This is a genomic window from Mesorhizobium sp. LMG 17147 (genome assembly GCF_024297145.1).
Classification (GTDB): domain Bacteria; phylum Pseudomonadota; class Alphaproteobacteria; order Rhizobiales; family Rhizobiaceae; genus Mesorhizobium.
Window position 1 is genome coordinate 22,756 of record NZ_JANCTC010000026.1, and the last position, 26,782, is coordinate 49,537.

The 26,782-nt window shown below is 62.9% G+C and carries 26 protein-coding genes and 2 pseudogenes; 14 read left to right on the forward strand and 14 right to left on the reverse strand.

The annotated features are described in order from the left end of the window. Positions 1 to 197 precede the first annotated feature (197 nt). The gene (locus tag NMG46_RS27090; RefSeq protein ID WP_031211029.1) at positions 198 to 779 is read left to right on the forward strand and encodes a TetR/AcrR family transcriptional regulator; all 582 of its coding nucleotides are present in this window, start codon (positions 198 to 200) and stop codon (positions 777 to 779) included. Between the two features lie 552 nt (positions 780 to 1,331). On the opposite strand, the gene NMG46_RS27095 is transcribed toward NMG46_RS27090, so the two are convergent. The 6 genes from NMG46_RS27095 to NMG46_RS27120 all read right to left on the reverse strand — a co-directional run bounded on the left by NMG46_RS27095 (position 1,332) and on the right by NMG46_RS27120 (position 7,516). After that, a complete protein-coding gene (locus tag NMG46_RS27095) occupies positions 1,332 to 2,354 on the reverse strand; it encodes a LacI family DNA-binding transcriptional regulator (protein WP_254820390.1) in 1,023 nt (340 codons plus the stop codon). A gap of 57 nt (positions 2,355 to 2,411) precedes the next feature. Beyond that, positions 2,412 to 3,206 carry an ATP-binding cassette domain-containing protein gene (locus NMG46_RS27100; RefSeq protein ID WP_254820391.1) on the reverse strand — a complete coding sequence of 265 codons (795 nt, stop codon included), beginning with the start codon at positions 3,204 to 3,206 and terminating at the stop codon, positions 2,412 to 2,414. A 3-nt stretch (positions 3,207 to 3,209) separates the two neighbouring features. Continuing rightward, on the reverse strand, positions 3,210 to 4,196 hold the full coding sequence (locus tag NMG46_RS27105; RefSeq protein ID WP_254820392.1) for an ABC transporter permease: 987 nt from the start codon (positions 4,194 to 4,196) through the stop codon (positions 3,210 to 3,212). Between the two features lie 106 nt (positions 4,197 to 4,302). After that, positions 4,303 to 5,235, reverse strand: a complete 933-nt coding sequence (locus NMG46_RS27110) for a substrate-binding domain-containing protein (RefSeq protein WP_254820393.1) — start codon at positions 5,233 to 5,235, stop codon at positions 4,303 to 4,305. Positions 5,236 to 5,486: 251 nt separating this feature from the next. Continuing rightward, positions 5,487 to 6,281: an SDR family oxidoreductase gene (locus NMG46_RS27115; protein WP_254820394.1), complete on the reverse strand. Its 795-nt coding sequence runs from the start codon at positions 6,279 to 6,281 to the stop codon at positions 5,487 to 5,489. A gap of 77 nt (positions 6,282 to 6,358) precedes the next feature. Further along, positions 6,359 to 7,516, reverse strand: a complete 1,158-nt coding sequence (locus NMG46_RS27120) for a fumarylacetoacetate hydrolase family protein (protein WP_254820395.1) — start codon at positions 7,514 to 7,516, stop codon at positions 6,359 to 6,361. Positions 7,517 to 7,742: 226 nt separating this feature from the next. Here NMG46_RS27120 and NMG46_RS27125 point away from each other — a divergent pair, with 226 nt between their 5' ends. The 7 genes from NMG46_RS27125 to NMG46_RS27155 all read left to right on the forward strand — a co-directional run bounded on the left by NMG46_RS27125 (position 7,743) and on the right by NMG46_RS27155 (position 15,250). Continuing rightward, on the forward strand, positions 7,743 to 9,026 hold the full coding sequence (locus NMG46_RS27125; protein WP_254820396.1) for an FAD-binding oxidoreductase: 1,284 nt from the start codon (positions 7,743 to 7,745) through the stop codon (positions 9,024 to 9,026). A gap of 83 nt (positions 9,027 to 9,109) precedes the next feature. Beyond that, a complete protein-coding gene (locus NMG46_RS27130) occupies positions 9,110 to 9,997 on the forward strand; it encodes an ABC transporter permease (protein ID WP_254820397.1) in 888 nt (295 codons plus the stop codon). Further along, complete coding sequence (locus tag NMG46_RS27135; protein ID WP_254820398.1) at positions 9,994 to 10,872, forward strand: ABC transporter permease; 879 nt, start codon at positions 9,994 to 9,996, stop codon at positions 10,870 to 10,872. The genes NMG46_RS27130 and NMG46_RS27135 overlap by 4 nt, the downstream gene beginning before the upstream one ends. Then, positions 10,857 to 11,927, forward strand: a complete 1,071-nt coding sequence (locus NMG46_RS27140; protein ID WP_254820399.1) for an ABC transporter substrate-binding protein — start codon at positions 10,857 to 10,859, stop codon at positions 11,925 to 11,927. The genes NMG46_RS27135 and NMG46_RS27140 overlap by 16 nt, the downstream gene beginning before the upstream one ends. Positions 11,928 to 12,104: 177 nt before the next feature. Further along, the gene (locus NMG46_RS27145; RefSeq protein ID WP_254820400.1) at positions 12,105 to 12,713 is read left to right on the forward strand and encodes a cupin domain-containing protein; all 609 of its coding nucleotides are present in this window, start codon (positions 12,105 to 12,107) and stop codon (positions 12,711 to 12,713) included. Next, on the forward strand, positions 12,703 to 13,788 hold the full coding sequence (locus NMG46_RS27150) for an ABC transporter ATP-binding protein (RefSeq protein WP_254820401.1): 1,086 nt from the start codon (positions 12,703 to 12,705) through the stop codon (positions 13,786 to 13,788). Before NMG46_RS27145 ends, NMG46_RS27150 begins: the two co-directional genes overlap by 11 nt. Before the next feature lie 34 nt (positions 13,789 to 13,822). Next, complete coding sequence (locus NMG46_RS27155; protein WP_254820402.1) at positions 13,823 to 15,250, forward strand: aldehyde dehydrogenase family protein; 1,428 nt, start codon at positions 13,823 to 13,825, stop codon at positions 15,248 to 15,250. 126 nt (positions 15,251 to 15,376) lie between these two features. Here NMG46_RS27155 and NMG46_RS27160 read toward each other — a convergent pair whose 3' ends face one another. Both NMG46_RS27160 and NMG46_RS27165 read right to left on the reverse strand, forming a co-directional pair. Continuing rightward, positions 15,377 to 15,856, reverse strand: a complete 480-nt coding sequence (locus tag NMG46_RS27160; protein WP_254820423.1) for an SRPBCC family protein — start codon at positions 15,854 to 15,856, stop codon at positions 15,377 to 15,379. A 2-nt stretch (positions 15,857 to 15,858) separates the two neighbouring features. Continuing rightward, positions 15,859 to 16,209, reverse strand: coding sequence for a helix-turn-helix transcriptional regulator (locus NMG46_RS27165; protein ID WP_254820403.1), 351 nt, complete (start codon positions 16,207 to 16,209; stop codon positions 15,859 to 15,861). A 171-nt stretch (positions 16,210 to 16,380) separates the two neighbouring features. Between NMG46_RS27165 and NMG46_RS27170 the strand changes: the two genes are divergently transcribed. Beyond that, a complete protein-coding gene (locus tag NMG46_RS27170) occupies positions 16,381 to 16,734 on the forward strand; it encodes an ArsC family reductase (RefSeq protein WP_254820404.1) in 354 nt (117 codons plus the stop codon). Positions 16,735 to 16,795: 61 nt separating this feature from the next. Here NMG46_RS27170 and NMG46_RS27175 read toward each other — a convergent pair whose 3' ends face one another. From NMG46_RS27175 to NMG46_RS27185, 3 genes and pseudogenes are all read right to left on the reverse strand, one after another. Then, a complete protein-coding gene (locus NMG46_RS27175) occupies positions 16,796 to 17,161 on the reverse strand; it encodes a DUF488 domain-containing protein (RefSeq protein ID WP_254820405.1) in 366 nt (121 codons plus the stop codon). Between the two features lie 39 nt (positions 17,162 to 17,200). Then, positions 17,201 to 18,457, reverse strand: coding sequence for an aminopeptidase (locus NMG46_RS27180; protein WP_254820406.1), 1,257 nt, complete (start codon positions 18,455 to 18,457; stop codon positions 17,201 to 17,203). Then, a pseudogene (locus NMG46_RS27185) lies at positions 18,454 to 19,453 on the reverse strand (LysR substrate-binding domain-containing protein). The gene NMG46_RS27180 and the pseudogene NMG46_RS27185 overlap by 4 nt, the downstream one beginning before the upstream one ends. 96 nt (positions 19,454 to 19,549) lie before the next feature. Between NMG46_RS27185 and NMG46_RS27190 the strand changes: the two are divergent. The 3 genes from NMG46_RS27190 to sbmA all read left to right on the forward strand — a co-directional run bounded on the left by NMG46_RS27190 (position 19,550) and on the right by sbmA (position 22,420). Beyond that, the gene (locus NMG46_RS27190) at positions 19,550 to 19,768 is read left to right on the forward strand and encodes a hypothetical protein (protein ID WP_254820407.1); all 219 of its coding nucleotides are present in this window, start codon (positions 19,550 to 19,552) and stop codon (positions 19,766 to 19,768) included. Between the two features lie 105 nt (positions 19,769 to 19,873). After that, on the forward strand, positions 19,874 to 21,028 hold the full coding sequence (locus NMG46_RS27195) for a YbfB/YjiJ family MFS transporter (protein WP_254820408.1): 1,155 nt from the start codon (positions 19,874 to 19,876) through the stop codon (positions 21,026 to 21,028). A gap of 114 nt (positions 21,029 to 21,142) precedes the next feature. Continuing rightward, a complete protein-coding gene (gene sbmA, locus NMG46_RS27200) occupies positions 21,143 to 22,420 on the forward strand; it encodes a peptide antibiotic transporter SbmA (RefSeq protein ID WP_254820409.1) in 1,278 nt (425 codons plus the stop codon). Positions 22,421 to 22,448: 28 nt separating this feature from the next. Here sbmA and NMG46_RS27205 read toward each other — a convergent pair whose 3' ends face one another. Continuing rightward, entirely contained in the window at positions 22,449 to 23,441 is a 993-nt protein-coding gene (locus NMG46_RS27205) for a polysaccharide deacetylase (RefSeq protein WP_254820424.1), read from the reverse strand. 204 nt (positions 23,442 to 23,645) lie between these two features. Between NMG46_RS27205 and NMG46_RS27210 the strand changes: the two genes are divergently transcribed. Then, complete coding sequence (locus tag NMG46_RS27210) at positions 23,646 to 24,311, forward strand: tetratricopeptide repeat protein (RefSeq protein WP_254820410.1); 666 nt, start codon at positions 23,646 to 23,648, stop codon at positions 24,309 to 24,311. Between the two features lie 6 nt (positions 24,312 to 24,317). Next, positions 24,318 to 25,751: a ribosome biogenesis GTPase Der gene (gene der / locus NMG46_RS27215; RefSeq protein ID WP_254820411.1), complete on the forward strand. Its 1,434-nt coding sequence runs from the start codon at positions 24,318 to 24,320 to the stop codon at positions 25,749 to 25,751. Positions 25,752 to 25,763: 12 nt separating this feature from the next. Here the strand turns inward: der and NMG46_RS27220 are convergent. Together NMG46_RS27220 and NMG46_RS27225 are read right to left on the reverse strand one after the other, a co-directional pair. After that, a pseudogene (locus tag NMG46_RS27220) lies at positions 25,764 to 25,868 on the reverse strand (LysR family transcriptional regulator); the annotation flags it as partial. A 50-nt stretch (positions 25,869 to 25,918) separates the two neighbouring features. Further along, complete coding sequence (locus NMG46_RS27225) at positions 25,919 to 26,674, reverse strand: SDR family NAD(P)-dependent oxidoreductase (RefSeq protein WP_254820412.1); 756 nt, start codon at positions 26,672 to 26,674, stop codon at positions 25,919 to 25,921. Positions 26,675 to 26,782: the final 108 nt, after the last annotated feature.

Here is a 26,782-nt window from a genome sequence, read left to right on the forward strand (position 1 = left end):
TTGCTCGCCAGCCGAGGCCGTAAGGTGCGGTTCGTCCCCTTGCCGATCGGGGCGGGGCTGATGGCCGGCACTTGCGAGTTTGACATGATGCAATGCGGGTGTTACAGGTAAGTAACATCGCTAACGTTACAGACCGGTAACACCCTAGTCAAGAGGTGCACCGAGGGAATTTCGGAAACGCAATCACGGAGGTTTTGATGACAGACGGTGTTGTGGAGCGTGTTCGCCCCCGGGACAGGATCCTGGAGACGGCACGGGACATGTTTCACAAGCATGGCATTCGCGGCGTCGGCATCGACGCCATCACCGAGGCCGCCGGCACCAACAAGATGACGCTCTACCGGCATTTCGAGTCCAAGGACGACCTGATCATCGAATGTCTGCGGGCGACCGCCTGCAGCGCCAACGCGATGTGGGAGAAGTTCGAGGCGGAGAATCCGGGCGACAAGCTGGCGCAGCTGCACGCCTGGGTCCGGATGGCGGCCGATTGCCTGATGTCGGATCGCCGCGGTTGCGACATGGCCAACGCCGCCATCGAGCTGAGCGAGGCCGATCATCCGGCAAGGCAAGTGATCAAGGAACTCAAGGAAGCGCAGCGCGAGCGTCTGGTCTCGCTGTGTCGCGATGCGGGTATCGGACAGGCCGAGCTTCTCGCCGATACGCTGTCGCTTCTGCTCGAGGGCGCCCGCGTCAGCTTGCAAAGCGTCGGCGCCGAGGGCCCGAGCGCGCAGTTCGTCCGCATGGCGGAAGGCCTGATCACTTCTTTCAGGGCCAGATAATCTCGCAAGCGGCGAAACGATCCGCGGCGTTTCGATTGCGCGCCGTGCCGCCGCGTGATGTCTCGTCCCATCGCGATGTGCCATCTCGCGTCTCCCTTGCCGATCCTCCGCAGCAGCATTGCTGGCGCGGCGTTGTTTGCTGGTGGTGAGGTAGGATAGGGCCGCCGGCGAACCGGTGAGAGTGACAAGTGTGACTGGATTCCGCCCGATAAGCCGCGGCGGTCGCAGCGAAGCTCATCGATCCGCGGATCAGCAATCGTGTCCGGTGCCAGTTACGATCCCAGCATCGCCCGCTATCCCGGCGCCGGAACAAAAAAAGCCCGCTGCCGGGAGGAGGTGGCAGCGGGCTCGATTTCGAATACGGCACGGGAGGAGGTGTACCGCACTCAGCGTCGGCATCGCATCTGGGAGGAGTAGATGGCCGACACCTGCGAAACTATCAATTGCCCAATGATTCGGCAACCAAAAAAGTTGCATAGGTGATGTGCAGATTTGCGGTATCAACCGAATTTTAACGATCAAGGCCCGAGCGACCATCGCCCCCGCACGACATCACTGCACCGGGACATTTTCCTTGAAGATCAGGCGCGGCTCGATGAATTTCCGCGTCAGATAGGGCGCCGACGAGGCGATCGAGCCGAGCAGGCGAATGACCGACTGTTCGGCGATCAGCCGCGCATTCTGGTCGATGACGACGTCGAGCAGATCGTCGACCAGATAGCCGCGCGTCTCGCGCGTCAGGTCATGGCAGATGAACACCGGCTTCGTCCGCGGCCTGGCTTCGAGCAATGCTTTTGCCACGCCCGAGCGCCCGGCGCCGATACAGTAGATGCCGAGCAGCTCCGGCTCGTTGTGCAGCGCCTTCATGGTCGCGGTATAACTGACCTCCGGCTCGTCGTTGATCTCGACGGCGCTGGTGACGACCAGGTTGGGGAACTCCTCGCCGAGCACCGAGCGAAAGCCCATCTCGCGTTCCTCGTGGCCGCGATAGGAACGTGAGCCGACCACCATCGCCAGATGGCCTTGGCGGCCGCCGAGGAACCGTCCCATCAGCAGCGCCGCGGTGCGGCCGGCCCCCCTGTTGTCGATGCCGACATAAGCTGAGCGCGGCGCGCCGGGAACGTCGGACACCAGCGTGACCAGGCGGATGCCGGCCTCGACGATCTCGCGCAAGATGTTGCGCGTTCTCGGATGGTCGATGGCGATGACGCCGACACCGTTCGCCTTGAGCGAGAGGTTTTCGACGGCCGTCTGCAAGGCACTCGGCGAGATGCCGGCGAGCTTGTGGATGCGGCAGGAGGCGACCAGCGGCAGGCGCGCCGCATAATCCTCGATGTGCCTGGCCAGATCGGCCATGAAGGCATTGCTGCCCATCGGCAGGAAGAATTCGAGATGTGCCGGCCGCGAGGGCAACGCGACCTGGTCGACGACCGGCAGATAGCCGAGCTGCTTGGCCGCCTCCATCACGCGCTGCCGGTTGGCGGCACTCGCCCCCGGCCGGTTGTTGAGCACACGGTCGACCGTCGCGGTCGACAGGCCGCAGCTCCTGGCAATATCCGAAACGGTGGCTTTCATGTCGCAACCATGTGGCGAGGCGATCCAGTGCCTCGACGATAAGCCCGGCCCGGCTGCTCAGCCGGGCCGTTGCGTGCCCTCGGCCAGCGCGTCACGGATCTCCTTGTCCGACATGCCGGTGATGACGCGCTCGACTTCGGCGACGCTGGTCTTCTTCGGGTCGATATCGTCGGCGACCACCTTGCCGCGGCGCATGACGACGATGCGGTCGACCACCTGGAAGACATGATGGATGTTGTGGGCGATGAAGATGCAGGAATGGCCAGAATCGCGGGCACTGCGCACGAAACTCAGCACCCCTTGCGTTTCGGCGACGCCGAGATTGTTGGTCGGCTCGTCGAGGATGATGAGGTCGCTGTCAAAATGCATGGCGCGTGCAATCGCCACCGCCTGCCGCTCGCCGCCGGAGAGCGAGCCGATCGGCGTCGTCGGCGGGATGTTCTTCGAGATGCCGACCTGCTTGAGCAGGTCACGGGCAACCACGTTCATCGCCTCCTGGTCCATGCGGTTGAGGAAACGCGGCGGCTTGATCGGCTCGCGTCCAAGGAACAGGTTACGGGCGATCGACAGCTGCGTCACCAACGCGGAATCCTGGTAGATCGTCTCGATGCCATGGGCGATGGCGTCGCTGGTACTGCGCAAATTCACCTTCTTGCCGCGGATAAAGATGTCGCCGCTGGTCAGCGGGACCGCGCCCGACAGCACTTTGATCAGCGTCGACTTGCCGGCGCCGTTGTCGCCGAGCAGTCCGACGATCTCTCTTTCGTTGACATGGAAATTGGCATCAACCAGCGCCTGCACGCGCCCATAGGACTTGCGGATATTTTCCATGCGGACAAGCGGTTCGGCCATGGTTCAAGTCCCTGCCTGATGCCGGCGTTCCAGCCATGAGTGGAGCGCCATCATGCCGAGGATGATGGCGCCGATGAAGATGTTGTAGGCAAGGCCCGGCACACCGATCAGCACGATGCCGTTGCGCATCACGCGCAGGATCAGGATACCGAGCACCGTGCCGATGATTGTGCCGCGCCCGCCGGTCAGCGCCGTGCCGCCGATCACTACCATGGCGATGACTTCGAGCTCGTAGCCGGTGCCGCTGTTGGGGTTGGCCGCCGAGGTACGCAGCGAGGAGATGACGCCGGCGAGCGAGGCCAGGATCGACGACAGGATGAACAGGCCGATCTTGACGCCGCTGACATTGACGCCGCGCGCCCTTGCAGCACTCGGGTTGCCGCCGGCCGCCTGGATCCAGTTGCCGGTCCGGCTCTGCGTCAGCACGTAGCCGAGCGCGATTGCGGCGGCGATGAACCAGAACAGCGACATATAGATACGGAACGGCCCGATGAAGAAATCGCCGACCAGGGCTTCCGCCAGCCAGCTGCCCTCGGCGCTCCAGGTCCGCTGCGGAAACCCGCTGGTGACGAACAAAGCGGTGCCGCGCACCACCAGCAGCATGCCAAGCGTCACCAGGAAGGACGGGATCTTGAGCTGCGTCACGAACCAGCCATTGACCAGTCCGATGAAGGCAGCGACCACCAGCGCAACGACGAAGGCGGCTTCGAGCGAGGCGACGCCGCTGTTGAACAAGGTCCACATCAGGACCGGCGAGAAGCCGAACACCGAGCCGACCGAGAGGTCGAATTCGCCTGATGTCATCAACAGCGTCATCGCCAGCGCGATCAGCCCGAGTTCGACCGTGAAGGCCAGCGTGTTCGAGATGTTTTGCGGCGACAGGAAGTCGTGGTTGATGCCCCAGAACACGGCGATCTCGATGACGAGCAGCACGAACGGCCCGAACTCAGGCCGCGCGATCGAGCGTTGGATAAGAGAACGATTTTCCACCTTGGACCCGCGATAGGATTGGATTTGGCCGAGACAGCAAGCGGTTCGGCGGAATGATGAGACTGTCACGGCCGCCAAAGCGGCCGTGACCAACTCGATCGCGGACCTATTTGCCGGACAGGATCTTGTCGTATACCGCGGCGGTGTCCTTCTCGTAGAGCGCGCCGGTGATCACGTCGAAGCCTGGCGGGATACCGCTTGCCGCCATGTTGGCGAGCGAGAGCGCGACGTAGCTGGTCGCCTGCGGATCCTGCCACTGCGCGGCATTGACGTAGCCGTTCAGCACTTCCTGGGTGGTGTCGAGCGAGTTGCCCCAGCCGACGACCGGGATTTCGCCCGGCTTGACGCCGACCTGGTCAAACACCCGCTTGATCGAACCGGTGACCAGGTCGCCGAGGCCGATAACCGCCTTGACCTTGGCCCTGTTGGCGGTGAGGTAATCGACCATGCGGTTGATCACTTCGGCCTGGTCGAGCGTCGCTTCGGTGATCTCGTAGGTGATGCCGAGCGGCTCGAACACGCTCTTGATGCCTTCCTCTTCCTGGACGCCATAGGTGGCGCCGGGAACCTCGACCGGCATCCAGACGAAGTCGCCCTTCTTCACAAGGCCCTTGTCGACCAGATACTGCGCCCAGTGCTTGCCGAAGGTGACGTTGTCGCCGCCGACATAGGCGTTGAAGTCCGCCTTCGGGTCGGGCGTGTTGAAGTTGATGATCGGGATGTTCGCCGCCCGCGCTTCCTTGACGATCTCGACAAGGCTGCCCGGATCAGGGCTGGTCGTGGTGATGCCGTCGGCCTTCGCGGAAATCGCGGCGCGAATAGCCTCCTGCTGCGACGCCACGTCGCCATTGTGGAACGATGTGTTGACAGTGTTTCCGGTGTCCGCCGCCCATTGCTTGGCGCCGGCAAGGAAGTAGGTCCAGACCGGATCGGCCGGGCCGCCATGCGAAATCCAGTAGAACGTCTTGGCCTGTGCCGCGGCCGGAATGGCCAGCGCCACTACCAAGCCAAGTACAAGCAGTCTTAGCCTCGTCAGCATTTGATTTCCTCCCATTTGAACCGAACTCCTCCTCCGACGACGATCACCGCGAAAAGCCGTGCGCGGCCAAAACGGTGGTCGCATTTTGCCAGCGTCGACCTGGGCGCATTAGAGCATTCCCTTTTTCGATCGATGGCAAGCCTCGATTGTCAATGGACGTTGGCGCAAAGCACGACGCCATCAGCAATCCCATCAGATTGCATCAGTTAGGCTGATATTTTCCGGGCGGCCGACGATCGGCCCTGCGACCGTCACGCAATGCCGCGCGGCGGCGCGCCGAGCACGGATTGCTCTAGGTCGATAAGCGTCCCGGTCATCAGCCCGGAGGCGTCGCTGAGCAGGAACAGCGTTAGCTGGGCGACTTCGTCCATGGTCAGCAATCGACCAAGCGGCAGGCCGGCGGCGGCGATCTTTGCCCAGTTTTCGCCCTTGCCCAGCGTGCGCGCCTGCATCTCTTGTTCGGCCGGCGTCGCTACCCAGCCCATGTTGATGCCGTTGACGCGGATGCGATCGGAAAGATGCGCGTTGGCAATGTTTCTGGTCAGCGTCGAAAGCGCGCCCTTGGTGGCGGAATAGATGGCAAGGTCCGGCGCACCGCAATGCGCATTCACCGACAGTATGTTGACGATGGCGCCCGCCGCCTGCCGTGTCTTCATGTCGGCTACGGCCGCTTGCATGAGGAAGAACGGCGCGCGCGCATTGACGGAAAACAACCTGTCCCAGTCGTCGATTGTGCCAGTTTCCAGCGAGGCCCGGTCGGTGAGGGCCGCAGCGTTCACCAGACAATCGATGCGGCCGAGTCTTTTGATCGCTTCCGCCATGACAGCTGCAGGCGCGGCCGGATCTCCAAGCTCGGCCTGGATGAAGACGACGGGCCGGCTTGGTCGTGAAAGCTCTTCGGCGATGCGTGCGCCACGCTCGGCATTGCGGCCGACAATGGCGATCCCTTCGCCGCCGCCGGCTGAGGCCAGCCGGGCGATGGTCTCGCCAAGCCCTTGCGTCCCGCCGGTAACGACAAGGGTCTTGCCCTCAAGAGCGACGATCAATGGACTCTCCCGAATGCCGACGAGCAGGTAATTTCCAATCAGAGAATTCTAGATCTATCGGATGTGAGGCTGGGGGACTAGATGAGGTCGGCCCTTGCGAGGTCACGCATCAGATGGCTGGCGCCGTAGGTCCAGTGTGGGCAGTCGGGCGACAGCCGCACGCGGTTGACCAAGGCACCGAACTTCTCCGACGATATGGTGACGATGTCGCCGACCTTGTGGGTAAAGCCTTTGCCTGTTTCGCCGCGATCCTTCGACGGCACGAACATCGTGCCGAGATAGAGCGCCAGCCCGTCCGGGTATTGGTGATGTGGCCCCATGGCGGCGGCGACCAACTCTTCCGGCGAGCGGCTGATCTCGGCCATCGAACTGGCGCCCTCCAGCGAGAACCCATCCTCGCCTTCGACTTTCAACCGTACGATCGCCTGCTTCACGTCGCCGATGGAAAATGTCTCATCGAACAGCCGGATAAAGGGGCCAAGTGCTGCCGAAGCGTTGTTGTCCTTGGCTTTGCCGAGCAGCAGCGCCGAGCGCCCCTCGACGTCGCGCAGGTTGACGTCGTTGCCGATCGTCGCCCCGACGATCCTGCCGCTGCTGGCCGCAATCATGGCGATCTCCGGCTCCGGATTGTTCCATGTCGAAACCGGATGCAGGCCGACATCGGCGCCGAAGCCGACCGAGGCCATCGGCTGGCATTTGGTGAAGATCTCGGCATCGGGGCCTATGCCGACTTCCAGATATTGCGACCAGGCGCCGCGCGCAATCAGCTTGGCCTTGATCTCCATCGCCTCCGGCGAGCCGGGCTTGAGCTTGGACAGGTCGTGGCCGATCAGCCCGGCGATGTCGGCGCGAATGGCGTCGGCCTTTTCCGCCGAACCGCGCGCCTGCTCCTCGATCACCCGTTCGAGCAGGCTGACGACAAAGGTGACGCCAGACGCCTTGATCGCCTGCAGGTCGACGGGGGACAGCAGGTACGGTTTCCCCGGGTCGCGCGCTGTCTCGAAACTGTTGGCCGCAATGGCATCGAGCGGGCCGATCGGCCGCCCCTTTGCCGAGCGGACGTGCGCTGCCGGATCCGGCAATTCGCAAACGTCGCGTACGGTCGGTGCCACATTTGACGTGATGTCGAAGACCGTGCCGTCACGCACCGTGACCACCAGCGGATGGGAAGCATCGCTCGCCCGGGCGCGGCCCACGAAGAGGCCTTCGGCGGGCAAATGTGTGGCGTTCGTCATGGCTTGTATTTCCTGTTGTCTTGTCCTTCGGCCGCGGCACTTTCAACAAATTCCCGGCAAAGGTCTATCCCGTTTCGAAGGCCAGCTTTGTCAATCTGTTAAGGTCGTCTTGCGCTGCTGGATCGTAATCGATTGCGCCCTGCGCCAATGGCGAGCCGAAAACAGGCTGTCAAATCCATGAAATCGTCATTAGGATTTTCACTGAAAAGCGCAGCCCAGGTGACCCTTGTCCTTACGGTTTTCCGATCCGATCTGGCAAAGGCCGCGGACAGCCACCGCGTTCCAGTCGCTTTGTCCAGCCGGCCGACGCGTCGATGTCGTCATCGTCGGCGGCGGCATCATGGGGCTGTCAACGGCCTTGCACGCTGCCCGGCTCGGCCTTGCGGTCCAGGTGCTGGAGGCCGGCGAAATTGGCAATGGCGCGTCCGGTCTGAACGGCGGTCAGGTTATTCCTGGCCTGAAATACGATCCGGACTGGCTGCTGGAGCATTTTGGTCTCGAACGCGGTGAGGCGCTCGTCAATTTTGCCGCCTCGACGGCGGACGCCGTTTTCGAAATGATCCGCGACGAAAAACTGGCGGTGCCGTTCGTCCGCAATGGCTGGATCCAGGCCGCACATACCGAGACCGCGCTGAAAGCGGCGGCGAATCGGGATCGGCAGTGGCGGGCGCGGGGCGCCGATGTCCGGTTGCTGAGCGGGACGGAGATCGCGACGATGACCGGCGCGCAAGGCTATCTCGGCGGCTGGCTCGATCGCCGTGCCGGCGTCATCGATCCGCTCGCCTACACGTCGGAACTGGCGCGCGTCGCTGCAGCGGCGGGCGTGAAGATCGCCGAGCGCCAGAACGTGATGCAGATCAGCAAGAATGCCGGCAATTGGCACGTTTTTACGGAGAGCGGCGCCGAACTCAAGGCCAAGGCGATTGTCCTGGCGACCAACGCCTATACCGGCGGCCTGCTTCCCGGCCTTGCCGAGACGATCATCCCGCTGCATTCCTTTCAGATCGCGACAGCGCCGCTATCGTCCAATCTCGCGGCGGCGATCCTGCCGGAGGGGCAGGCGGTTTCGGATTCGCGCCGTATCCTCGTCTATTACCGCAAGAGTGCCGATGGTCGGCTGGTGCTTGGCGGACGCGGCCGCATGGCCTTGCCGAACGGCCCGGCCGACTGGGCGCATCTGGAACGCGCGCTGCTGCGGCTCTACCCGGCGCTGTCCGACGTGGCCATTGAAAAGCGCTGGTTCGGCCGGGTGGCAATGACGCCGGACCATCTCCCGCATATCCACGAGCCAGAGAAGGGTCTGCTGGCGGTGGTTGGCTGCCAGGGCCGCGGCATCGGCCTGATGACCGCGCTTGGCGAGCGCATCGCCTCCTATCTGTCGAGCGGCGACACCAGGCAATTGCCGTTCCCGATCTCGCCGATCCGGCCGATTCCGTTTCACGCCTTTCGGCAGGTCGGCGTTGCCGCGACCATCGCCTGGTACCGGATGCTGGACGCCTTCGAACGCTGACGTTCATTCCCAAACGTGAAACAGCTTGACAGCTTCACGAATATGAAAAAAGCTTAGCCGATTTCAAATACCATAGGCAGTCGATGTCGACCATCGCCGCAACGCAGCCGCTGCCGGAACCCCGGTCTTCGCCGGGATTCCGCTTCGCCATGCTGCTGCCGGGCGGGCTCGTCACCTTTCTGCTGATCCTTTTCGCCCTTGGCCTGGTGTTCTTCCTGGCCTTTCGCGGCAATGACGGCTCGCTGCTGGGGACTGGTTTCACCTTTGCGAATTTCGTCACGGTGGCCACCGATCCGCTGTACTGGACGGTTACGCTGCGCTCGCTGGGCATCGCCGGCCTGGTAACGCTGGCAACCGTCGTCACGGCATATCCTGTCGCCTATTATCTGGCTTTCCATGCCGGGCGGTGGCGTGGGCTGCTGCTGTTCCTGCTGACCCTGCCGTTCTGGACCAGTTATCTGCTGCGCGTCTTCGCCTGGAAGATCGTACTTGCCTATAATGGCGTGCTGAACTCGGCGCTGATCGAAAGCGGCATCTGGTCGGAGCCGACATTGGCCTTCCTTAATACGCCGGCAGCGGTCATCGTCACGCTTGCCCACGCTTATGCCCCGTTCGCCATCCTGCCCATCTATGTGGCGCTGGACACGATCCCGAAATCGCTGCTCGAAGCCGCTTCCGATCTCGGCGCAAAACCGTTCACCAGCTTCCGCCGCATCGTGCTGCCCAATTCGATGCCGGGCGTGCTGGCGGCGGCCCTCGTCGTCTTCGTGCCGACCGTCGGCGACTATGTCACCCCGGCGTTGGTCGGCGGCCCGGCCAGCACCATGATCGGCACGCTGATCCAGGCCGAGTTCGGCAAGGCAAATGACTGGCCGTTCGGCGCCGCACTCGCCGTCGCCGTCATGCTGGTCATCCTCGCCGTGGTGCTGGTGGTGCGCTTCGCCGACCGCCGATACGGCAGCCGCACATGAACAAGGCGCGTGTCGATGCAAAACAGGGCGGCGGCTGGCTCGGCGCCTATGTCCTTGCCTATTTGATATTCCTGTATTTGCCGATATTGCTGATCCCGCTGTTTTCCTTCAACAATTCAATCCAGGCGGCGTTTCCGCTGCAAGGCTTCACGCTTGAATGGTACGGCACGCTTTACGGCAATTCGGCGCTGTCCGGCGCGCTTGCCACCAGCCTCGTCATCGGCGCAATTGCTGCCACTGGCGCAACACTCTGCGGCGTGACCGTGTCCTATATGGACCTCTACGGCCGCTCGCCGCTGGCCGCCACGATCAGTGCTATAGCGCGGCTGCCGATCCTGATCCCAGGCGTCATCGTCGGCATATCGCTGCTCATCCTGGTCAACCTCGCCGGCGTTGGGCCGTCGCGCATTGCCATTGTGCTCGGGCATGTGTTGGTGGCGCTGCCGACGACGGTGGTGGTCATGCGCAGCCGCTTCGCCGCCATCCCGAAGACCATCCGCGAGGCAGCGCTCGACCTCGGCGCTTCCGACTGGACGACCTTCAGACGGGTGATGCTGCCGCTCAGCCTGCCGGCCATTATTTCGGCGTTCATGCTGGCCTTCCTGACCTCCTTCGACGAGTTCATCGTCGCCTTCTTCCTTGCCGGCACCGAGCCGACGCTGCCGCTTTATATCTGGAGCCAGCTGCGCTTCCCGAAATCGCTGCCGACCGTCATGGCGCTCGGCACCGCGATCCTGGCCGTGTCGTTCCTCATCGCCGCGCTCGCCGAAATGCTTCGCCATCGCGGGCTTGCTGCCACCCGGCGGTCAGCGCCCGCCAACCTGTCAAAACCAGAAGAAACCGAAAGAGGAGAACTGCAATGGCATTCGACCTGAAATCAATAACGGCAAAGACAGCGAAAACCGGACTGGCTGCCTTCGCGCTGGCGCTTGCGTCGACTGTCGCCTTTGCCGGGGACAAGCTGCAATATTTCACCTGGTCGGGCTATGAGCTGCCCGACTTCAACAAGAGCTTCCTCGCCGCGCACCCCGATGGTGTCGAAGCCTCGATGTTTGGCGACGACGATGACGCGTTCACCAAGGTCAAGGCCGGCTTCCGCCCCGATGTCGCGCACCCATGCTATGACAAGGTGGCGCGCTGGAACAAGGAAGGCCTGCTGCAGCCGATCGACACCAAGCGCATCAAGAACTGGGATTCGATCTTCCCGGTCTTCAAGAACCTGCCCGACCTGCAGGCCGGCGACGGCAAGGTCTGGATGGTGCCATGGGACTGGGGCAACACCTCGATCCTCTACCGCACCGATCTGGTGAAGAACCCGGAAGCCAGTTGGAACCTGCTTTGGGACAAGCAATATGCCGGGCGTATGGCGACCATCGATGCCGTCCACGACACACCGGTGGTGGCGGCCCTTCTCGCCGGCGTCAATCCATTCGACATGACACCGGAACAGATGGACAAGGTGGCAGAAAAACTTCGCGAGCAGCGCCCGCTGCTCTCGAACTACACCACCGACATGACCTCGGTCGAACAGGCATTGGCGAGCGGCCAGCTGGTCGCGGCCATGACCTGGAACGCCTCGGCCACCTCGCTGAAGAAGCAGGGCGTGCCTGTCGAGTTCATGAAGCCGAAAGAAGGCATGCTGACCTGGGCTTGCGGCTTCGTCATGCTCAAGGACGCCAAGAACGTCGACCTAGCCTATGACTTCATCAACAGCCGGCTGGAGACGGATTCCGGAAAGTATCTGATCCAGGCCTACGGCTATGGCAGCTCGATCAGCTCGGCTTTCGCCGCCGTGCCGAAGGAGGAGTTGGAGAAACTGCAGCTGCCTTCCGATCCCGAGGTGATGCTGAAGACCACGATCTTTACCGGGCCGATGAAACAGAATGACGAACTCGCCAAGATGTTCGAGAAGGTCAAGGCAGGCGGCTGAGTTCGCAATTCCTTCTCCCGTTGCGGGAGAAGTGTCGCCGAAGGCGGCGGATGAGGGGTGTTCCAGATGGCACCGACGGCACTCCGGCCGACACCCCTCATCCGTCTCGGCGCTTCGCGCCGATCCACCTGCTCCCACAAGGGGAGAAGGGGAACCTTACCAAACAAGGACGAACGAATGGACATGTTGGACGAAGCGGCTGAGAAGCCGAAGGACGACGCCGACGTCAGGGTCGGCCGGCGTGTGCGGGCGCTCAGGCTGGAGCGTAACCTGTCGCTGGCCGAACTTGCCGCCAAAGCCGGTGTGTCGATCGGTGCGCTGAGCCAGATCGAGCGCGGCATGTCGTCATTGCGGGTGCGAGTGATCTGGCCGCTCGCCGCCGCACTCGACATCGAGCCGTCGGCACTGATCGTTGACGGCAACGATGCCGGCAACGATCTTTATTGCGTGCGCGCCAACAGCCGGCGTCAGATCCCGGTCAAGTCGGAAGGCATCGCCAAGGCGCTGCTGTCGCCGCCGGCTGCCACGCTGACCGGCATGCTGGTGACGGTGGAAGCCGGTGGCGGCACCGCCGAAGCCTACGCCCATGCCGGCCATGAATTCGGCTTCGTCCTGTCGGGCGAGGTCGAGCTGGTGGTCGATTCGACCAGATACGGGCTGAAGGCCGGTGACAGCTTCGCCTTCAAGAGCACCTTGCTGCATGCCTTCCGCAATCCGGGCAGCGAGCGCTGCCAGATCCTGTGGGTCAACACCACCAAGCCGTCCGAGGTTCGCGATGGCGCCTGATCCGCTAGTCCGGCTGGACAAGGTCTCCAAGATTTTCCCCGGCGGCATCGTCGGGCTCGACACTGTCGATCTCAATATTTCGCGCGCCGAGTTCCTGACCCTGCTCGGACCGTCCGGCTGCGGCAAGACCACCAGCCTGCGGGTCATCGCTGGTTTCGAAGGCCCGTCGAGCGGCAGGGTCCTGCTCGAAGGGCGCGACATCACGGGGCTCAGGCCCTTCGACCGCCCGGTCAACACCGTATTCCAGGACTACGCGCTGTTTCCGCACATGAACGTCGCCGAAAATGTCGGCTTCGGCTTGTCGCTGCGCAAGCTCGCGGGTGCCGAACAGGCAAAGCGCGTCGGCGCGGCGCTCGACATGATCGGCCTTGCCGACAAGCTCGGCGCCCGCGTGTCGGAATTGTCGGGTGGCCAGCGCCAGCGCGTCGCGCTCGCCCGCGCCATAGTCTGCGAACCGCGCGTGCTGCTGCTCGACGAGCCGCTGTCGGCGCTCGATGCGCATCTGCGCGAACAGATGCAAGTCGAATTGAAGCGCCTGCAGTCGCGCCTCGGCACCACTTTCGTCATGGTCACGCATGACCAGACCGAGGCGCTGTCGATCTCTGACCGCATCGTCGTCATGAACAAAGGCCGCATCGAGCAGATCGCGCCGCCGGCGACCCTCTACGACCGGCCCGCCACCAAATTCGTCGCCAGCTTCATCGGCACGATGAACCTTCTGCAGTCGCGCTTTGTCGGCCGCGACGGCGAGCGCTTGCGGTTCGCCGCCGGCGCCCTGCCGCTGGAAGCGGTTTCGGAGACGGGCGAATTGCCTGGCGAGGGCACGGTGCGCACCATCGGCGTGCGTCCGGAGGATCTTTTGGCGACGGCCGAGGCCACGGCCGGCACTGTACCGGTGCGGGTGAACAGCATCGTCTTCCACGGCCGCACCTTGCGCCTTCATGCAGAGCTGGGGCAGGGGACACAGGTGGTGATCGACGCGCCACGCCCGACAGAGGGGTTTCAATTCAGCGTCGGCGATGTGGCGCATATCAGCCTGCGCCGCGGCGCCAACTGCCCTATGCTGCCCAGCTAGTCTCACTCATTTTTGGAAAACCGGAGCACGGCCCATGAGCAATCATCTCAATTTTTTCATCGGCGGCAAATGGGTCGGCCCCGTGGTTGCGGCAACGCTGGATGTGATCGATCCATCCACCGAAGAGGCCTACACCAAAATCTCGGTCGGCTCGAAAGCCGATGTCGACAAGGCCGTGGCGGCAGCCAAGGCGGCATTCCCGGCCTTCTCGCAAACCAGCAAGGCCGAGCGCCTGAAGCTGCTGAAGCGTATCCTCGAAGTCTACAATGAGCGCTACGAGGACATCGCCCAGGCGGTCAGCCAGGAAATGGGCGCGCCGATCAGGTGGGCGCGCGAGGCGCAGGCCTGGGCGGGCAGGGCGCATATGGAAGCCACCATCAAGGCGCTTGAGGATTACGAATTCAGCGAGAAGCGCCGCACCACCATGGTGGTCAAAGAACCGATCGGCGTCTGCGCGCTGATTACGCCGTGGAACTGGCCGCTCAACCAGATCGTCTGCAAGGTGGCGCCGGCGATCGCCGCCGGCTGCACGGTCGTGCTGAAGCCTTCCGAGATCGCGCCGATCAGCGGCATCATCTTTTCCGAGGTGATGGACGCCGCCGGTACGCCGAAGGGCGTCTACAATATGGTGAATGGCACCGGTCCGGATGTCGGCCAGGTCATGGCCGGCCATCCCGACGTAGACATGGTCTCGTTCACCGGGTCGACCCGGGCCGGCATCATCGTCGCCAAGACGGCGGCCGAGACCGTCAAGCGCGTCGCGCAGGAGCTGGGCGGCAAATCGGCCAACATCGTGCTGCCCGATGCCGACTTCGAGACGGCGGTGCGCAAGGGTGTCAACGCCTGCTTCGGCAATAGCGGCCAGTCTTGCGACGCGCCGTCGCGCATGCTGGTACCAGCCGCCCGCCACGACGAGGCGCTGACGATCGCCAGGAAGGCCGCCGAACGGCACAAGGTCGGTGACCCGCGCTCCGAGGAGACCAAGCTCGGGCCGGTGGTCAACAACATCCAGTTCGACAAGATCCAGCGGCTGATCGAGGCCGGCATCGCCGAAGGCGCGACGCTGGTCACCGGCGGCCCCGGCCGGCCGGAGCACCTCAACCGCGGCTATTATGTGCGGCCGACCGTTTTCGGCCACGTCAGACCCGGCATGACCATCGAGAAGGAGGAGATCTTCGGGCCGGTTCTGTCGGTCATCTCCTACGAGGACGATGATGATGCGGTGAAGATCGCCAACGACACCGTCTATGGGCTGGCCGCCTATGTGCAGTCCCGGGATATCGAACACGCCCGCAAGATTGCCAGCCGGCTGCGTGCCGGGCAGGTGTCGATCAATTATCCGGAATGGGACACGTTCGCGCCCTTCGGCGGCTACAAGCAGTCCGGCAACGGCCGCGAATACGCCGACTGGGCCATCCACGATTTCCTCGAGATCAAGGGCATCATCGGCTACGGCGCCTGAGCCTTCGACATTGGCATTACGCCAACCGTCAAGTTTGTTGCGAGCGTTGGTGCCTTCGGCAGCGGCGTTCGGTTGAACGGCCACAACGATTGCGTGGCCGCAATGTAAGTGCGAAGCAGGGTCGCCTCAGATCGTTTTGACATAGCCCGCCAACTGATCGGCCACCGTGCCCCAGCCGTCGTAGAAGCCCATCTCCTCGTGGCTGTTGCGCGTGGCTTCGTCGCGGTGGATGGCGGTCGCGGTGTAGCGCGTCGCCTCGCCCCGCGATTGCAGCGATATGACGGCTGTAATGAATGGGTCGCCTGACGGCCGGTAGCCTGGCAGCAGCGCATCGGTCCACACCAGCCGCTCGTCCTGGACGATCTCGAGGTAGCAGCAACGCCTGTCGTTGACTTGCTTGCCGTCGGGCGACTGCATGCGGGTGCGGAACAGACCGCCGGGCCGCAGGTCGATCTCGCAATCGGTGATGATCCACGGCTTCGGCGTGAACCATTGGCGGACATGCTCGGGCTTCGTCAAGGCCATCCACAGCAGTTCGCGCGGTGCCTCGATCGACCGTTCGAGCACGAGGTCGAGCTTCGGATCGGGTTGGAACAACGGAGCCATGTTCATCTGTCTTTCTCCTTGAGTTTCAGCACGTAGTCGTCGAACTGGTCGAGACGGCGCTCCCACAGCGCCCGCTGCTCGGCCAGCCAGTTTTCCGCGAGCTTCAGCGGCTCCGGCGCGAGCCGGTAGGTCCTGACGCGGCCTGCCTTCTCCGAATGCACCAGCCCGCAGCCTTCCAAAACCCTGAGATGCTCGATGAAGGATGGCAGGGCCATCTCGAACGGCTGGGCAAGCTCACTGACCGAGGCGGGGCTTCGGTTCAGTCGCTCGACCACGCGTCGCCGGGTCGGATCGGCGAGCGCCCGGAAAATGCCGTCGACGGGCGGGGGGCTTTCGGTCTGCAGGCTCGTCATAGTCGTTTCCTTGCCTCGGCCATTCCGCGTGACCAGAGTTGGCTTAGAAACACTTAGGGAAATTCCTTACTATTGGCAAGGGCGAAGATCATGGATGGCCGGCAAGCCGCTGGAAAACTGAGAGGTGCGGTTTTAGGGTGCCGTCAGATTCGACCGGCCCGAGGACTGTTTTTGACGATCACCATGTATGGCATCACCAATTGCGACACGATCAAGAAGGCCCGTTCCTGGCTGGCGAGCCATGATGTTGCCTATCGCTTTCATGACTACAGGGTCGACGGGCTGGATGCGGATCGGCTGAACGGCTGGTCAGGAAAAGTCGGTTGGGAAATTCTGCTCAACAAGGCGAGCACGACGTTTCGCGAACTGTCGGAGGAGGACAGGATGGGCCTGGATGAAAGGAAGGCCAAGGCGCTGATGCTGGCAAAGCCTACGATGATCAAGCGTCCGGTGCTGGAACTTGGCGATAGGATTCTCGTCGGGTTCAAGCCCGATGTCTATCAGCAGGCGGTTGGCGGGAAGTAGAACCGACCGACCGCGATCCGTCGCGCCCCCTCTGTCCTGCCCGGCATGCATATTGATCGTATCAGATGCTTGTGGTTTTCCCACGCAAATAGCTCGCCAGCGCGACCGCATTATTATGGGCCTCGTCATGCGCGCCGTAGAGCAGCGTCACCTTGCCCTCACGCAGCAAGGCGCGCAGTTCCGCCACCGCCTCGCCGTTCCGGTCGAGCTCATCGCTGTATCGCCGCTGGAACTCTGCCCAGCGCGCCGGCTCATGGCCAAACCATTTGCGCAACGCGTCGCTTGGCGCGATGTCCCTCAGCCATAGCGTCAGCGCCGCGTCCTGCTTGGCGATGCCGCGCGGCCATATGCGATCCACCAGCACCCGCTGCCCGTCATCGGGCGCCGGCGGCTCATAGATGCGCTTGACCCCGAGTTCCATTGCCAACCCCGCATGCGTCACAGGCGCGGCTGCGTGCTGGTGCTCTTAAACCCACTCGCCCTTGCGCATCACCGGCACGCGGCTGCTGTCCTTGTGGACGCCGTCTATATCGATCTTGTCCGAACCGATCATCCAGTCGATGTGGATGAAACTCTTGTTGCCGCCGCGCGCCGCGATCTCGTCCTGGCTGAGCGAGGCGCCGTCGACAAAGCACTTCGAGTAGCACTGGCCAAGCGCGATGTGGCAGGCGGCGTTCTCGTCGAACAGCGTGTTGAAAAACAGCAGCCCGCTTTTGGCGATCGGCGAGGAGTGCGGCACCAGCGCCACCTCGCCGAGACGGCGCGAGCCTTCGTCCGTATCGAGCACCTTCTGCAGCACATCCTCACCTTTCGAGGCCTTGGCCTCGACGATGCGGCCCGCCTCGAAACGCACCGCAATGCCGTCGATCAGCGTGCCCTGGTAGGACAGAGGCTTTGTACTCGTGACATGACCTTCGACGCGCCTTGCATGCGGCGTGGTGAAAACCTCTTCGGTCGGGATGTTCGGGTTGCAGGTGATGCCGTTCTTGGCGGTCGAGGCGCCGCCCATCCACTCGTGGCCGTCGGCCAGCCCGACGGTCAGGTCGGTGCCGGGGCCGGTGAAATGCAGTGCGTGGAAATTGTGGCCGTTCAGCCATTCGGTGCGGCTCTTCAACGCCGCATTGTGCGCCGTCCAGTTGCCGATCGGGTCTTCGACGTCCACCCGCGAGGCGGCAAAGATGGCATCGGCGAGCTTGGCTACGGCGACGTCTTCGGCATCGTCCGGGAAAACCTGCTTGGCCCACGCCTGATCGGGATAGGCCACAATGTTCCAGTTGATGTCGAAGCCGGTGATCTTCTCAAGCGCCGGCCGATAGGCCATCGAATTCGCCTTGTTGGCACGCGCCACCTTTGCCGGGTCCTGAGAAGAAAGCAGCGACGGATCCTCGCCGCGCACGGCAAGCCTCGCCGCATTGTTGGCGAAGGCTTTTGCCATGCCTTCATAGAGCCAGCCGGCGGCGCGGTCGAAACCGGCGTCGGCGCCGTAGCGGAAGCGCGCGAGAGTGATCTCGTCGTCGTTGAAGATCGGCGTCACCAGGCCGGCACCTGCCTTGTAGGCGTGCTCGACGATCCGCCGCGTCAGAGGCAGCGCGGCGATAGACGAGGTCAGCACCAGATCCTGACCCGGCTGCAATTGCAGCCCGACCTTGACGGCGACCTCCGCCAGCCTGTCGAGCTTCACCGGGTCGATGGTTGCGGAAACGCCGCGCGAATGTGTGGTCATGATCCTGCCTGCCGTGATTGGGGACTGTGTCTTACATAGACCGGCGTTACCGACCTTTCCACTCCGATCACGCCGGCAGGTCTAGCTGACGCTCTCCAGCGACCTGAACTGCGCCATCGTCGCCTCGATCTCTTCGCGCACCCAGATCTTGAAATCCCTGACCTTGCGGCTTTCGCCCTTGCTGGCCGAGGTCACCAGCCAATAGCCGAGTCCGCTCTGGGCGCGTATGCCGAACGGCGCAACGAGACGGCCGTCGGCCAGCGCGTCGGCGGCCAGCAACTGCCAGCCGAGCATGACGCCGTGACCGGCAATCGCCGATTCCAGGCACAGCATCGGATCTGTGAAGCGCGCGCCTTTCATGAAGGTGACCGGCTCCACCCCGGCCGCTTCGAACCAGCTCTCCCAACTGATCATCGACCTTTCGTCGGTGATCGCACAGGTCAAAGCAAGGTCCTCGATCGTTTTCAGCTTGCTGGCGATCACCGGTGCACAGACCGGAAACACCTCTTGCGCCAGCAGCAATTCGGCCCGCCCGCCCGGCCATTTGCCGTCGCCGAGCCGGATGGCGACGTCGACGTCCGAACGATCGAGATCGGCAAGCCGCACCGAGGCATCGATGCGCAGGAGCACGTTCGGATGCCGGGCAAAATGCCGCGACAGCCGCGGCAGCAGCCATTTCGAGGCGAACGCCGGCGCCACCGAAACCACCAGCGTGCACCCCGAGCTTTCATCAGCAAGCGCCACCGCCTGTGCGAGTTCGCGAAACCCGGCGCTGAGCCGCGCCGTAAAGACGACACCGAATTCGGTCGCCACCAGGCCAGCTGGCGTCCGGTCGAACAGCGCCCGGCCGAGCTGCTTTTCTGTCCGGTTGATCTGCTGGCTGACGGCGCTAACCGAAACGTTGAGCTCGCCGGCCGCCGCCGCGAGCGAGCCTAGGCGGGCAACGGTTTCCACGGCGCGCAAGCCGTTGAGATGGACGCGGTTCAAAGTAGCCATACAGTTTTTCTAAACTCGAACGGCTGAAATCTCAATTGCCAGACACTGCAGGATGACGGATTCTAAGTGGGTTACGCAGAATGAGGAGGCAATCTGATGAAGATTTTGTCATGGCTCGGCGCCTTTTCCCCGATCGGAGCGCAGCCGCACCGGCATGACAGCGAGGCCACCAGCTGGGTGACCGATCCGCTGTCGCATCCGGTGCTCGACACCATGTCGGAACGCGAACTCGCCGACATGCCGTTCAGGCTGACCGCGTGTCATACCCGCCATGAGACGGCCTTGACGAGGGCCTGCTGCGGCAGAGTCTCCTGAACGAAGCACCTCAGGCGAGCCAGCCGCCGACGCGGCTGCGCAACCCCTTCTGGCCCAACAAAAGGCGGATTGTCTCGCGAGCAGGCGCACTTATTGTGCACCGCGATGAACATCGCTTCGCCCTTGCGCCTGGCAATCGCCGGCATGATCGCCCTGGCCGTCGCCATGGGCATCGGCCGCTTCATTTATACGCCGATCCTGCCTGGCATGATGGAAGAGCTCGGCCTGTCGCCGGCTGATGCCGGCTGGATCGCATCGGCCAATTATTTCGGCTACCTCGTCGGCGCGCTTGCCGCCACCGGCGGCTGGGCGCAAGGCCGCGAGCGCCAGCTGATGCTGGCCGGTCTTGCCGCCACTGCGATACTCGCCGGGCTGATGGGCCTGACCGGCACGATGGCCGCCTTCCTCCTCATCCGCCTTCTTGCCGGCCTCGCCAGTGCCTTCGTGCTGGTCTTCATGACCAGCATCGTTTTCGGTCATCTCGCCGCGGCCGGGCGAAACGACCTGCAGGCGCTGTATTTCGGCGGTGTCGGCCTCGGCATCGCGGCATCCTCGGCGCTGTTGGCGCTCCTTGTCACCGAACACGCCGGCTGGGCGGCGGGCTGGCTGTGGTCCGCGGCGATTTCGGCCTGCGGCTTTGCCGCCGTCGCCTTGCTCGCCGGCGGCACCTCGACCGCGAGCAGCGTTGCCGGGCCGGAGCCGGCGTTGCCAAAAAACCCTTCACTGGTGAAGGTCATTGTCGCCTACGGCCTGTTCGGCTTCGGCTACATCGTCACGGCGACGTTCCTGGTCGCGATCGTCCGCCAGGGCGGCGGCGGCCGGATCTTCGAGGCCGTGGTCTGGATGGTCACCGGCCTTGCCGGTTTCCCATCGGTCTGGCTGTGGCAGAAGCTCGCGGCAAGGGTAGGGCTTTATGCCACCTATGCCTTGGGGTGCCTGGTCGAGGTGGTCGGGGTCAGCGCCAGTGTCGTCATGGACGGACGCACCGGGCCGCTGCTCGGCGGCCTTCTTGTCGGCGGCACCTTCATCGCCATCACCGCGCTTGGCCTGCAGGCCGGCAGGCAGCTGGCCCCGCAGGCACCACGCCGGATGCTGGCGGTGATGACGGCCGCCTTCGGCCTTGGCCAGATCATCGGCCCGATCGTCGCCGGGCTGCTCGCGCAGGCCTCGGGTGACTTTTTCCTTGCCTCGATCGTTGCTGCCGCCGTCCTGCTCGCTTCCGGTGCAATCGTCTGGTCGGCTGCGCCAAAATCGCCATGATTATGGTTTTGCTCGGCGCCGGGCACCTGGCACGGGCATTTTCTTTCCCACTAATGTGTGACTTTATGCCCGCTGAACGCCGCTGATTTGCGCATCGACCGAGGATTCCCCACAGTGTTCGTATCCTTCTTCCCGCAGCCGAAGCTGTTCTTCACCTCGGCGGCCATCTGGAGCGTGGTAATGGTGGCCGTCTGGTTTCTCGGCGGCTACCAGCTAGGCGCCTTGATCGGATTGCCCCCCCTCGCAGCGGACGCGGCGCCCATCATTGGCGTTTCCGTGTTCTGGTCGCCTCCATTCCTTTGGTTTTACATCTACTTTACCCTCGGCGTAATGCTCTTCTACGCCTTCTGGCATTGGTATTCTCCGCACCCTTGGGAACGTTGGTCAATCCTGGGTTCCTCGCTGATCTTGTTCACGACCTATTTTCAGGTGCAGGTGAGCGTCGCAATTAATGCCTGGTACGGGCCGTTCTGGGACCTCATTCAAGCCATCCTCAGCAAAACTGTAACAGCGACAGAATCCGACCTTTACGCGCAAGTACTAGCTTTCCTCGGCATCGCTCTGGTGGCGGTCACAGTTTTCGTCATTACGAACTTTTTCGTCAGCCATTGGGTGTTCCGCTGGCGTACTGCGATGAACAATTATTACATGTCGCATTGGCCCAAGCTGCGCCATATTGAAGGAGCTTCCCAGCGTGTGCAAGAAGACACGATGCGGTTTTCTCAGATCATGGAAGATCTTGGTACTAGCTTTGTCGATTCCATCATGACCCTGATCGCTTTCATGCCGATCTTGTTGGCTTACTCTAAGCACATCACCGTTTTGCCGTTCATTGGTCACGTTCCTCAGCCGCTGGTCGTGGCTGCGATCTTCTGGGCAATTTTCGGAACCGTCTGCATTGCCACCGCCGGCATAATGCTTCCCGGTCTGCAGTTTAGAAATCAGCGCGTCGAAGCGGCATACCGCAAGGAACTCGTCTACGGCGAGGACAATCCAGATCGGGCGCAGCCGCCCACAGTCATAGAACTGTTTGGAAATGTGCGCAGAAACTACTTTCGCCTCTATTTCCACTACGTCTATTTTAATGTGGTTCGCTATCTTTATTTGCAAACCAACAACATATTCGCCCTCTTTTTGATGGTGCCATCGATCATCGCGGGAACCATAACGCTGGGTCTCATCAACCAGATCAGTTCAGCCTTCAGTCAGGTGACGAGCTCGTTCCAGTATCTTGTCAATTCATGGTCGACGATTGTCGAGCTTCTGTCGGTGCACAAGCGTCTGCGCGCCTTCGAGGCAACGATCTATGGCGAACCGCTTCCGGACATCGACCAGCGCTATCTGGAGCGTGAGCAAGCCGGCTTGCGCCCTGAAGATCAGCCGGTGAGCTAAAGGGTAACGGGCGGCGATCCACTTGGGCTCAGCCGCCCACCGCCGCCTGTCTTTCGCCTCGCCGCGAGACGTAGTCGCGAAAACTGATGCACTCGACATCGGACCTAGTGCAGACCTCGCCGGCAAAGCGCTCCAGCGCGTTCCAGTAGGCGCCGTCATTCATCAACGTGAAGTGAAAGCCGAGCTCCAGCGGAATGCGCTTGCCCTCGTATTGCGCATCGAAGGCGGCGCGGAACGCGTGATAGGTCCGGTCAGCGAACGCTTCTGCCATGCTCGGCCGCTCGAAGCCGGCGGAATGTCTGACATAGAGATTGTAATCCATGGCGATCACCCGCCTTGAGCTCGGCCCTTCCGGGATCTGCGGCAGCGAAAAGCGCGTGATGCCGTTGACGGTCGGCGGCTCGACCGGCCCACGCGAAACGCCGCTTGCGTCGAGCAGGAAACCGGCCGCGGGCAGCGCCTCGTAAAGCGCCTTGTTTGCCGACAGATAGGGCGCGCGGAAGCCGACCACTGCCTTGCCTGCGAAATCGCGCCAACCCTTCGGTTCGGGTGCAATGCCGTTGATCGAATAGGCGTTTTGGAGAATGTGCTTGAACGAGCCGAACTCACTCAGCCAGTCGGCCTTGCTCCAGTCCTTGCCGTCGAAATGGCCGCAGCCATGGCTGCCGATGTCGTGGCCTTCCCTGGCGGCGAGGTTGATCTGCTCGAGCCGCTCGGCGACTTCCTCTTTGGAGGCGGCAAAGCCGATATTCGATTTGCCGGCCGTTTTGCCCGGCGCGGTGTATTCCTTGCGCGTCTCGGGTGACAGCAGGAACACGCAGGAGACAAAATACGTGAAATGCGCGCCGGTGCGCTGGGCCAGCGCCCGGCTGCGCTGCCACTGCGAAATGTCGCGGGCGCTGTCGAACGAGATGATGACGGTCTGCTTCGGTTTTGCCGGCGCCGCCGGCGGGTCGGCAAAAGCCGCGCTGGCAGCAAGCGCGGCAATCGAAAACGCAACAACGCGGGACAAACGGGGCAAAGGCATCTGACCGGATCACGGAATATAGAAGCACCGCCTACCGGTGAAATATGGCACGGGTACGATCGATCTGTGCGGCCGCCGTTGGCGGTGGCTGCCTCGTGAATGGGCGATTTTCCTGCCGAACCCCTTCCATGCCGGCAAAATTTCGCTAAAACGCGGGCTCATCAACCGCCCCGGCCGGGGCATGAATGGTTTTGATCCATGTCGGACGACAGTTTTATCCGCGAAGTCAACGAAGAGATTCGTCGCGACCAGGCGCATGCGCTGTGGGACCGTTTCGGTCCCGCCTTGCTCGTGCTGGCTGTACTGGTGGTGCTCGGCACTGCCGCTGTCGTCGGCTACCGCTATTGGGACGAGACCCGCGCCAACCGCTCGGGCGATGCTTTTTCGCAGGCGCTCAAGCTCGCCAATGAGGGCAAGAACGACGAGGCGCTTGCCGCTCTGGTGGCGTTGGAGAAGGACGGCTACGGCGCCTATCCGCTTCTCGCCCGTATGCGCGCGGCAACCGTCAAGGCGGACAAGGGCGACGTCGATGCCGCCGTCAAGGATTTCGACGAGGTCGCCGCCGACACCAAGATCCCTTCCGGCATTCGCGACATGGCGCGCCTCAGGGCAGCGCTGCTGCTGGTCGACCACGGCACTTTCGCCGATGTCTCCAGCCGCGTCGAGTCGCTAACCGCCGACACCAACACGCTGCGCCATACGGCGCGCGAAGCGCTTGGCCTTGCTGCCTGGAAGGAAGGCAAGGCGGCGGATGCATTGAAGCTGTTCGACCAGATTGCCGCGGACGACGGCGCCCCGCGCAACACGCGCGAGCGGGCGACATTGATGTCCGAGCTGATCCGCGGCTCGGGCGGTGTATCGTAACAACGGATGACCTTCAAAGTCGCCATCATCGGCCGGCCTAACGTCGGCAAATCGACCCTTTTCAATCGGCTGGTGGGAAGGAAGCTGGCGCTTGTCGATGATACGCCCGGCGTCACCCGCGATCGACGCGTCCATGCCGCAAAGCTCTACGATCTGCATTTCGACGTCATCGACACCGCCGGTTTCGAGGATGCGGCCGCCTCGACGCTGCCCGGCCGCATGCGCGCCCAGACGGAGATCGCCATCCGCGAGGCCGACCTGATCTTTTTCACGATCGACGCCAAGTCCGGGCTGATGCCCGACGACAAGACTTTCGCCGAGATCGTGCGCAAGTCCGGCAAGCCGGTTGTCGTCGTGGCCAACAAGGCCGAGGCGCGCGGCGCCCAAGGCGGCATGCTGGAGGCCTGGGAACTCGGCCTTGGCGAGCCGATCCCGGTCTCGGCCGAACATGGCCAGGGCCTGCCCGATTTGCGCGATGCGGTGATCGCCGCACTGGGCGAGGCGCGCGCCTTCGGCGAGGACGAAGAGGCCGGCGAGGAGGAGATCGCCGCCAGCGAGGTGCTGATCGGCGAAGACATCACCGACCCGGACGCCGAGCCGAGCTATGACGACACCAAGCCGATGCGCATCGCCGTCGTCGGCCGGCCCAACGCCGGCAAGTCGACGCTGATCAACGCGCTGATCGGCGAGGAGCGGCTGCTGACCGGCCCTGAGGCCGGCATCACTCGCGATTCCATCTCGGTCGACTGGGACTGGCATGGCCGCCGGCTAAAATTGTTCGATACCGCCGGTATGCGCCGCAAGGCCAGGATCCACGAAAAGCTCGAGGTGATGTCGGTGCAGGACGGCTTGCGCGCCATCCGCTTTGCTGAGATCGTCATCATCGTGCTCGATGCGACTATTCCCTTCGAGAAGCAGGATCTGCAGATCGCCGATCTGATCATCCGCGAGGGCCGTGCCCCGGTAATCGCCTTCAACAAATGGGACCTTGTCGATCATCCCCAGGAGCTGCTGGCCGAGCTGCGCGAAAAAACCGAGCGGCTTCTTCCCCAGGCGCGCGGCATGCAGGCGGTGCCGGTGTCAGCCGAGACCGGGCGCGGGCTCGACAAGCTGATGGATGCTGTCATCAGGACGCATCGAGTTTGGAACAGCCGTGTCTCAACCGGCAAGCTCAACCGCTGGCTGGAGGGCATCCTGGCGCATCATCCGCCACCCGCGGTTGCCGGACGCCGGCTGAAGATCAAATATGTCACGCAGGCCAAGACGCGGCCGCCGGGCTTCGTCGTCTCCTGCTCACGGCCGGACGCGATGCCGCAATCCTATGTCCGCTATCTTTCGAACAGCCTGCGCGAGGCTTTCGACATGCCTGGCGTGCCGATCCGCATCGCCTTGCGCACCTCGGACAACCCGTTCGCCAACAGGGCGAAGAAGCGCCGCTGAGCGCCGCTGTCCCTACAGGATGTCGCCAAGCCGTGCCGCTACCGGGTCGGGCTCGGCCTCCTTGCGATGCAGGAACAGTGCCATCTTGGGCAAGGCGGGCAGCCCGGCGATCTCCGGCGCGTCATCGCCCTGAGGGTGGCCGGCGCGAGTGGGGGCAGCCTCTGCACCTAATGGGCAGTGTAGGCTCCGTCCACCAGATGGTAGCTGCCAGTGATAAAGCTGGCCTGGTCGGACAAGAGGAAGCATACAAGAGCCGCTACCTCTTCCGGTTTCCCGCGCCTGCCCATCGGCTGAAGACCTGCCATGCGCCGGCTGGCTAATGCCTCCATTTGCTCCGATAAAAGAGGCGTTTCGATCCAGCCGGGGCCGACGACATTGATCCGGATGCCCATCCTCGCATATTCAATCGCCGCAACCTTGGTTAATCCAACGACCCCGTGTTTCGCTGCAGTGTAAGCGGACGCAGTTGGCAAGCCGACGGAACCGAGAACGGAGGACATGTTCACGATGGCGCCTCCGCCTCGATCCAGCATCGCGGCGATTTCGTACTTCATGCTGTAGAAAACGCCATTTAGATTGACGTTTATCAGCTTGTGCCAGTTGTCGAGCGGATAGTCTGCCGTGGCTTTTCGAATGCCGTCGATACCTGCATTGTTTACCGCCATATCCAGTCCGCCGCATTTCTGGACAGTGAACTCGATCAGCCTTTCCACGGCTGCCGCATCCGTGACATCTACCGCAAAGTCGTAGGCCCTGCCGCCTTGCGAGCTTATTTCGGCGGCTCTGCAGTGCGCGGCCTCGGCATCAAGGTCGGCGACAACAATCTCGGCTCCTTCTTGCGCGAGTTGCCGTGAAACAGCCGCCCCTATTCCGGAGCCTGCGCCGGTCACAATCGCGACTTTACCATGGAAGTCAGGCTTCATCGTCTCTGTCCTATGCCAATTTTGACATAACCGAACAGAGGCAGACTGTTATCGCAAGAAGTTTCGCTCCAATTCGCTTGTCAATCCTGTGAATTCATTTTGCCACCA